General features: G+C 53.8%; 11 protein-coding genes. All 11 read right to left on the bottom strand.

The window, feature by feature from the left end; translation table 11 throughout:
• Positions 1-28: 28 nt before the first annotated feature.
• A complete protein-coding gene (locus PHI12_12955) occupies positions 29-295 on the bottom strand; it encodes a hypothetical protein (GenBank protein MDD5511700.1) in 267 nt (88 codons plus the stop codon).
• Positions 296-457 carry a hypothetical protein gene (locus PHI12_12960; GenBank protein MDD5511701.1) on the bottom strand — a complete coding sequence of 54 codons (162 nt, stop codon included), beginning with the start codon at positions 455-457 and terminating at the stop codon, positions 296-298.
• Positions 458-1,258: an N-acetylneuraminate synthase family protein gene (locus PHI12_12965; protein ID MDD5511702.1), complete on the bottom strand. Its 801-nt coding sequence runs from the start codon at positions 1,256-1,258 to the stop codon at positions 458-460.
• Entirely contained in the window at positions 1,243-1,503 is a 261-nt protein-coding gene (locus PHI12_12970; GenBank protein MDD5511703.1) for a hypothetical protein, read from the bottom strand. The genes PHI12_12965 and PHI12_12970 overlap by 16 nt, the downstream gene beginning before the upstream one ends.
• Complete coding sequence (locus tag PHI12_12975) at positions 1,500-2,081, bottom strand: hypothetical protein (GenBank protein ID MDD5511704.1); 582 nt, start codon at positions 2,079-2,081, stop codon at positions 1,500-1,502. Before PHI12_12975 ends, PHI12_12970 begins: the two co-directional genes overlap by 4 nt.
• 3 nt (positions 2,082-2,084) lie before the next feature.
• Positions 2,085-2,321, bottom strand: a complete 237-nt coding sequence (locus PHI12_12980; protein MDD5511705.1) for a hypothetical protein — start codon at positions 2,319-2,321, stop codon at positions 2,085-2,087.
• A gap of 506 nt (positions 2,322-2,827) precedes the next feature.
• Positions 2,828-3,859 carry a radical SAM/SPASM domain-containing protein gene (locus PHI12_12985; GenBank protein ID MDD5511706.1) on the bottom strand — a complete coding sequence of 344 codons (1,032 nt, stop codon included), beginning with the start codon at positions 3,857-3,859 and terminating at the stop codon, positions 2,828-2,830.
• Positions 3,784-4,680: a polysaccharide biosynthesis protein gene (locus tag PHI12_12990; protein MDD5511707.1), complete on the bottom strand. Its 897-nt coding sequence runs from the start codon at positions 4,678-4,680 to the stop codon at positions 3,784-3,786. The genes PHI12_12985 and PHI12_12990 overlap by 76 nt, the downstream gene beginning before the upstream one ends.
• The gene (locus tag PHI12_12995; protein MDD5511708.1) at positions 4,677-5,504 is read right to left on the bottom strand and encodes a DUF115 domain-containing protein; all 828 of its coding nucleotides are present in this window, start codon (positions 5,502-5,504) and stop codon (positions 4,677-4,679) included. Before PHI12_12995 ends, PHI12_12990 begins: the two co-directional genes overlap by 4 nt.
• On the bottom strand, positions 5,491-5,670 hold the full coding sequence (locus PHI12_13000) for a hypothetical protein (protein ID MDD5511709.1): 180 nt from the start codon (positions 5,668-5,670) through the stop codon (positions 5,491-5,493). The genes PHI12_12995 and PHI12_13000 overlap by 14 nt, the downstream gene beginning before the upstream one ends.
• A gap of 1 nt (position 5,671) precedes the next feature.
• Positions 5,672-6,017, bottom strand: a 346-nt coding sequence (locus tag PHI12_13005; GenBank protein ID MDD5511710.1) for a hypothetical protein, incomplete at its 5' end; no start/stop codon positions are given.

Below are 6,017 nucleotides of genomic sequence, written 5' to 3' on the forward strand. Positions count from 1 at the left end.
CCTTTCCGGGCCAATATGATGACTAACACTAATCCTCCCCCATTGAGTTGTGTGCCAACCAATAATTCTGACCAGGTGAGAGGGTCGGTGGCTTACTCGTCTCCCTCTCCAACTGCTCATAGCACTTCCTGTGATACTGTGCTCCATCACCAAATCCTATGATGACGTACTCATCCCCCATCTTGAGTGGTTGATGGCAGATGTGGCATGTTGGCATCTTCAGTCTTGCTAAGGCTTCGGCCTCGTGGCGCTTATACTCCTCAGAGATTTCAGGGATTGCCCCAGGCTCGTCCATTTACTTCACCCGCTCCATGGTTATCTTCCAGACCTCTTCAAAGTGGATTTCATCGTCATTGGGAATACTGCCCTCGATTACCATCCAGCGTATATCCACCCAACTTTCGTCAATACTCCCATCGATGTTCTTAACCTTGAACTCATATCTCTCTTGGGGCAATTATCCCACCGCCTTCTCCCCTTTGTTCAAAGCATCCACCAACTTCTTCAAATCGCTGAAGTAGATGGATACGTCCCTATCCAGCGGACCAGGTGGGGGAGTTATATCGGCCATGACATGGACCTCTAAGTAGAACCGTCTCCGCACACTGCTGGGCCTCGCAGCATCATGGGCCATCTTGCCATAACCGGCCATGAGTGGAATGGTCCAGTCCGGGTAATGGTTGCTGTACCCGTCGACCTGAGAGCTGACGTATAGTGTCAAATCCTCCAATTTAGGCGGGTACTTGGGGATGCACATGACGTGGTACGTGTTTCTCGCTCGTGTGCGCATGTAGCCTCTGCGGAAATCCTCATCGCTCACCTCAGCAGGCTTATTGATGACCCCGTTCTCATAGGGCACAGAGATGTACGTCGGCTTGCCCAATGCCATGGCAGGCTCCACGATGTCGGTTCGTAGCCAATCCTTAGCCCTGATTTTGACCCCATCTATCTTTGTGTCCTTGAGCATGTCGACCGCAGAAGGGTTCATGGGCGTGACCACCACATCTATATTCTTCTTGTGCGCTCGTTCGCATATGGTCTCGACATCGTATGCACTAAGGACCATCTTCTTCAGCAGGTCGTAGGCTGGATGGCCCTTGACCTCCTCAGAGCAGAACATCTGGAGCTTGACCGCATCTGCGCCAGCGTATGCTGATTCATCCACCATTTGCTCTAGAATGTTCCACTTTCCCAACCAATTCACACCGATTTCGGCGCTTACATAAACTCCCTCCTTAGACACTATCTCTCCCTCCATTCTATCTGGCTCCTGATGTCCCACACCGCCTCTTCCAACGTCTTGGCAAGAGCCTGCACTACACTATCGAGAGCACTCCTCTCACCACGGACGGCGACTATATGACAGTAGTAGTATGGCGGCGAGCTAGAGAGCATTGGCAGCACACTCATGAACACGAACCTCCAGTCGCCAGGAAGCTCCGGCAGGTCTTCCCATTTCGGCTGGTTCTTGATTACTTTCCAGAAATCCTCGTCCCTGCTCAATTCATCACCTTCCTCCTCAAACCCTCGCCAATAAGATAGCCATAGGATGCAAAGACATAGCCTATGAACCCCGCATCCTTGGACAGAGGCACCTCATCCCCATCCTGGTCCCACTGTCTGTGCTCGAACGTCGACCCCGGCTCGATGATGATGGGGTTTGGAAACCGGATGAGGTCCGCGTTCAACAGTGACAGATGATATGCGTCCCAAATTGGGAGCGGTCTACCGTTCACGCTGAGCTGTATCTTGCGCATCTTGTGACCCCTGTCATTATCGTAATAAGCAACGAGGAGCAGGAGAGCACGTCCATCCTTAACCACGTTCATTGCCAACGGTAACGATAGCGCTCCCACAGGGGTGGCCCCGAACTCTGTACACTGTGGTGCATAGCCGCCGAACGGTTTCTCGAACACCTCCTCACCCAAGAGGACGCTCTTGATTATTCCGGCTACAACGTTGTTAATGAAACCAACATCACCCAAACGGTCAAGCGCAGCCCCTGGTGCCATGTTCATGAGGTTAGTTCGGGTTGCTGTATATCTGAAACATATCTTGTGGTACTTAATATCGCTATACATCTATCAATCTCCATAATGTGGTTCTGTCGCCCATGCGCAGATGGCCATCGCCACTATGGAAGCCAGGATGGCAATCCCCAAATTCACGGCCACCACTCCGATGAACGTAATGGTCTGAGCGTCCGCCTTCAGATACATTGCGTTCACTCCTACGATGATGGTCAATATGAACGCTAAAGCAAGCCTTAATGCCAGCCAGATGAAGCGACCCTCCCATTTCTTCCACGATTTTTTATCCATTTACCTCACCCCTTCACAACCAAGACCATTATGAACACCATCGCAAACATTATCAGCGCAATCCACTTGGAGCACGATTCGATGCTATTCAGAGGAATATCAGCCCCCCGATTATGGCTGTGTGCATGATGGGAATGGCCCACATGATTGCGTCCCTTGTGCTCTCGCTCATCCTCATCTCCCACCTCACACCCCCCACAATGTTAAAAGAACCACGACATGAGCGAATGCGACGGCTGGCGAAAAATGGCATAGTAGAATTGCCAACTCATTCTTTCCACTCATGAAACGTCCTCCAACTGTTGGCACCCATAGAGGATTAGAGAGAGTATTATGAATAAAATCAAGAATATTGGGAGTGCTAGGGATGACGATAGTTCGTGCCCATTGCCGTGTGCGGCACCAGTGGCTGCAAAAGCTCCCAATATTGTAGTCACTAGCGCCGAACCTAATGAGCCGAATAGTATACTAACAAAGATGTTCCCAAGAACTCCTTTTCGCATACACTACACCCCCTTGGCCGTCTGGCATGTGGAGCACTGTTCGACAGTGAAGCCTTGCCTGTCGTGATGCTTCTTTCTCAGCATGCCCATCAGCGGAGAGTGCCAGGCATCGAACACCCTCATGTCCTTGATATTGCCGATGGGCTCGAACAGATGTCCCTGGCAGCAGGGGTAGAAGTTCCCGTTCCAGGCCAGGAAGAGACGCTGGAAGGGCTGGCAGCATGGGTTGTACACTACCTCTAACGCTTTGTCCGGGTCCTTCTCTTTGTAAGTGTTCAATGCAATCTGGTCCACCCCACCGGGCTCGATGGTCGTAAAGAACTTCACATAGTCCTCCTCTCTCAGCTCGGGGAAGTCAATCTTCTGGACGCGCACGATTGGCCCACACATGCCTGAGACCGACCTAGCGGCGAGGATGTTCTGAATACCATCCACTACCTGGTACAGCTCCCCACCGGGCCTGTATATCGGGTACTTCTTGGCATCGATGGACTCGATGGAGAATATTATCTTGTCCAGCCCGGCCTGCACCAGTTTTGTCGCCAGCTCCTGCGATATGCGAGTGCCGTTGGTGTTGAACATGACCTCTATAACGCCCGCTTTCTTGGCCTGCTTGACCATGTCACATAGCATGGGGTGCATTACCGGCTCCCCTCTCCAGTTGAGCTTGACGGACGGGACCTTATGTTCAATCTGCTTCATGACCTTCATGTAGTCGTCCCACCTCATCAGGCCCTGCCCCTCCTTCTTGCCGTCCTTGAGCATGACCTCACGCACGCAGAACGGGCAGGAGAGGTTGCACCTGTTGGTTATCTCGATGTCCAAGCACAATGGCATGTCGGATGTGATGCCGTTCTTGGGGTTCTCGGACCACTGCCTGCGGTACTCGTCGTACTCAGGGTCCGTCAGTATCTCCCTAAAAGTGTACTCTCTGTATCCGGGATTGATTATCATCTCACTCATATCCAGCCATCCAAATACTTCTCGGTGGCGTTCCTCGACATGATGGGCAGGTTCTCGGTGGTGATTGCCCATCCGATATTGTCATCGACCCTGTTGGGATGGATGCAATAGCCCATGTGCTTCCTCTCGACCGTGGCGCACATCGCCTCCTGCTCGGTGATGATGTACTCGTTGAGCTTCTCCCCCTTGCCCGCACCGACCACTTCAATGGATACGTCCCACTTGTCGGCAACGACATCGGCCACGATGCCCATGTTGAACACGTTCATCATGGGAACGAACACGCAACCCGGCTCGTACTCATCGGCCCAGGCCTGCAATGAGTCCTGGACATGCAGTGCAACGTCCTTGGGGGTGATGAAGAAGCGGTTCATGTTCCTATCGGTGAGCCTAATCCTGCCCTTCTTGGCCTGGAGCTTCCACTTGTCGAACACAGAGCCCTGTGAGCCCAGAAAGTTGCCAAACCTCCACGAGAAGTAGCCTATTAGGTCGAAGCCCTTGACGCTCATCTCCCCCATGAGCTTCGTCAGCCCGTAAATCGTCTGCGGGTGGCAGACCTTGTCCGTCGACACCTGGATATAGCGCCTGATGCCCATCGCCCTGGCGGCAGAGAGCATGCGATACTGGGCGGTGGCATTTATGTCGATGCACTCGCCCGGATTCTGGACCGCATACCTGACGTGCTTGACGGCGGCGGTGTTGATGATGACATCGCAGCCCCTCATGTACTCCTTGACCCTGGTGGTGTTCCGTATGTCCCCGAGAACGGCCTCGATGTTGGGGTTTATCTCCTCTGCTTCCCACAGCGCGTCCTCGGAGAAGTCGTAGACCACGAGCTGTCCGGGCAAGGTCTTTATCAGCTCCTTGCCCAATGTGCCACATCCCGTTATCAAGGTGCGAATGGTCTCACCTCCTTGTTGAAGTCCCTGAGGGTCATCATGTGCACGTAATCGCTATTGTTGATGCCGCCCTCGACCGCCGAGACTATCGTCCGCTCGTTCATGTTCAAGCGCTTGCAGTGCTCCTGGAAGGAGTCGACCATGTATACCCAGCCTAATGTGGTGTACCGCACGTCCCCGTTGGAGTCGGTCAGCTCCACGATGTTGTACGGCTCGCCCGAGACCTTGACATTTCTTTCCACTTCCTCTCTTGTGAGGAAGGAGAAGTCCAGGCCCACGTAGGCGATGGGGTCGTAGCCTAAGTAGGTGGCTAAGAGGAACGCGAAGGTGCCTGCGTTGGAGCCGACAAGCATGGGATAGTGCCCCGTCTCCGCGTGCACCCTCTTGTCCAATCCGGTGGGTGTCACTGCGTTGATGAATATCAGCTTGCCACACCAGTTCTCATAGGCCTCGGGATGGACGCCGCACGGGACCACGAGCGTGACCTCCGGGTCGTCTATGGGTTCTAACCATTGCTGGACATTGGTCGCCTCGGCGTTCAGCGCGACCACGTACTTGAGCTTCTGACCCATATCGTAGAGCTTGCCCGCCATCTTGTCGCAGCAGATGATGTCGTACAATCCATGGTCGATGTCGTCAATGTTCTTTTTTAAAGAGGGACCGGCCCCGACGCATAGGGCCGCCCTGTTCTTCAGGCCACGCGCCATCACGAACGGGGGGCACTCCTTAATCCTCGCTCTGTTGGCTATATAGTTCTCCTCCCACCTCTCGCGGAGCGCGTCCGCGACCGCTAGTGCCATCGCCTCATAGTATACCATCGGCCATCCCCCTTTCCTCGATTCTCCTCATCAGTTCTTTCCTCAACTCCTTGGTCTTGACCCTCTGGACCTCCAGCTCACGGGCGAGCGCTGCCACCCAGATGAAGCACATGCACTGTAAAAGGAGCAAAAGGAATATGACCAGATACAGCCCCAGCTCGGACATGTCATCCCTCGGAGTGCTTGACCCACTCCTCGAAATCCAGTGGCTCCATCACTCCCGCCTGGTACAATATGCCCGCTCCGGTGCTATTGAAGAAATTGATGCCATGCTCCTCCTTGCACTTGGCCAGGACCTCCATCAGCTCCCTCCTTGAGTCAATCCAGTCGAACGTGGTGTACACATAGGCTCGGAGGATTGCATCGTAGAGGGTAACGCAATGCCGCCCCTTGGTCGCGTCCATGGCAGCATCCTCGGTCGGGTGCGAATAGGGCATGCCGATGATGGTTATCTCCTTCGCCCCCAGGGAAATGGCCATGATGATGGAGAAGTACCCGACGTTGTCGCCCCTG

The organism is Dehalococcoidales bacterium (assembly GCA_028716225.1).
GTDB lineage: Bacteria > Chloroflexota > Dehalococcoidia > Dehalococcoidales > UBA5760 > UBA5760.

Bases quoted from the DNA above. Each gene is read 5' to 3' on its own strand.
- PHI12_12980 (MDD5511705.1), bottom strand. From the start codon at position 2,321: ATGGATAAAAAATCGTGGAAGAAATGGGAGGGTCGCTTCATCTGGCTG.
- PHI12_13000 (MDD5511709.1), bottom strand. From the start codon at position 5,670: ATGTCCGAGCTGGGGCTGTATCTGGTCATATTCCTTTTGCTCCTTTTA.
- PHI12_12985 (MDD5511706.1), bottom strand. From the start codon at position 3,859: ATGGGCAATCACCACCGAGAACCTGCCCATCATGTCGAGGAACGCCAC.
- PHI12_12975 (MDD5511704.1), bottom strand. From the start codon at position 2,081: ATGTATAGCGATATTAAGTACCACAAGATATGTTTCAGATATACAGCA.
- PHI12_12965 (MDD5511702.1), bottom strand. From the start codon at position 1,258: ATGGAGGGAGAGATAGTGTCTAAGGAGGGAGTTTATGTAAGCGCCGAA.
- PHI12_12955 (MDD5511700.1), bottom strand. From the start codon at position 295: ATGGACGAGCCTGGGGCAATCCCTGAAATCTCTGAGGAGTATAAGCGC.
- PHI12_12995 (MDD5511708.1), bottom strand. From the start codon at position 5,504: ATGGTATACTATGAGGCGATGGCACTAGCGGTCGCGGACGCGCTCCGC.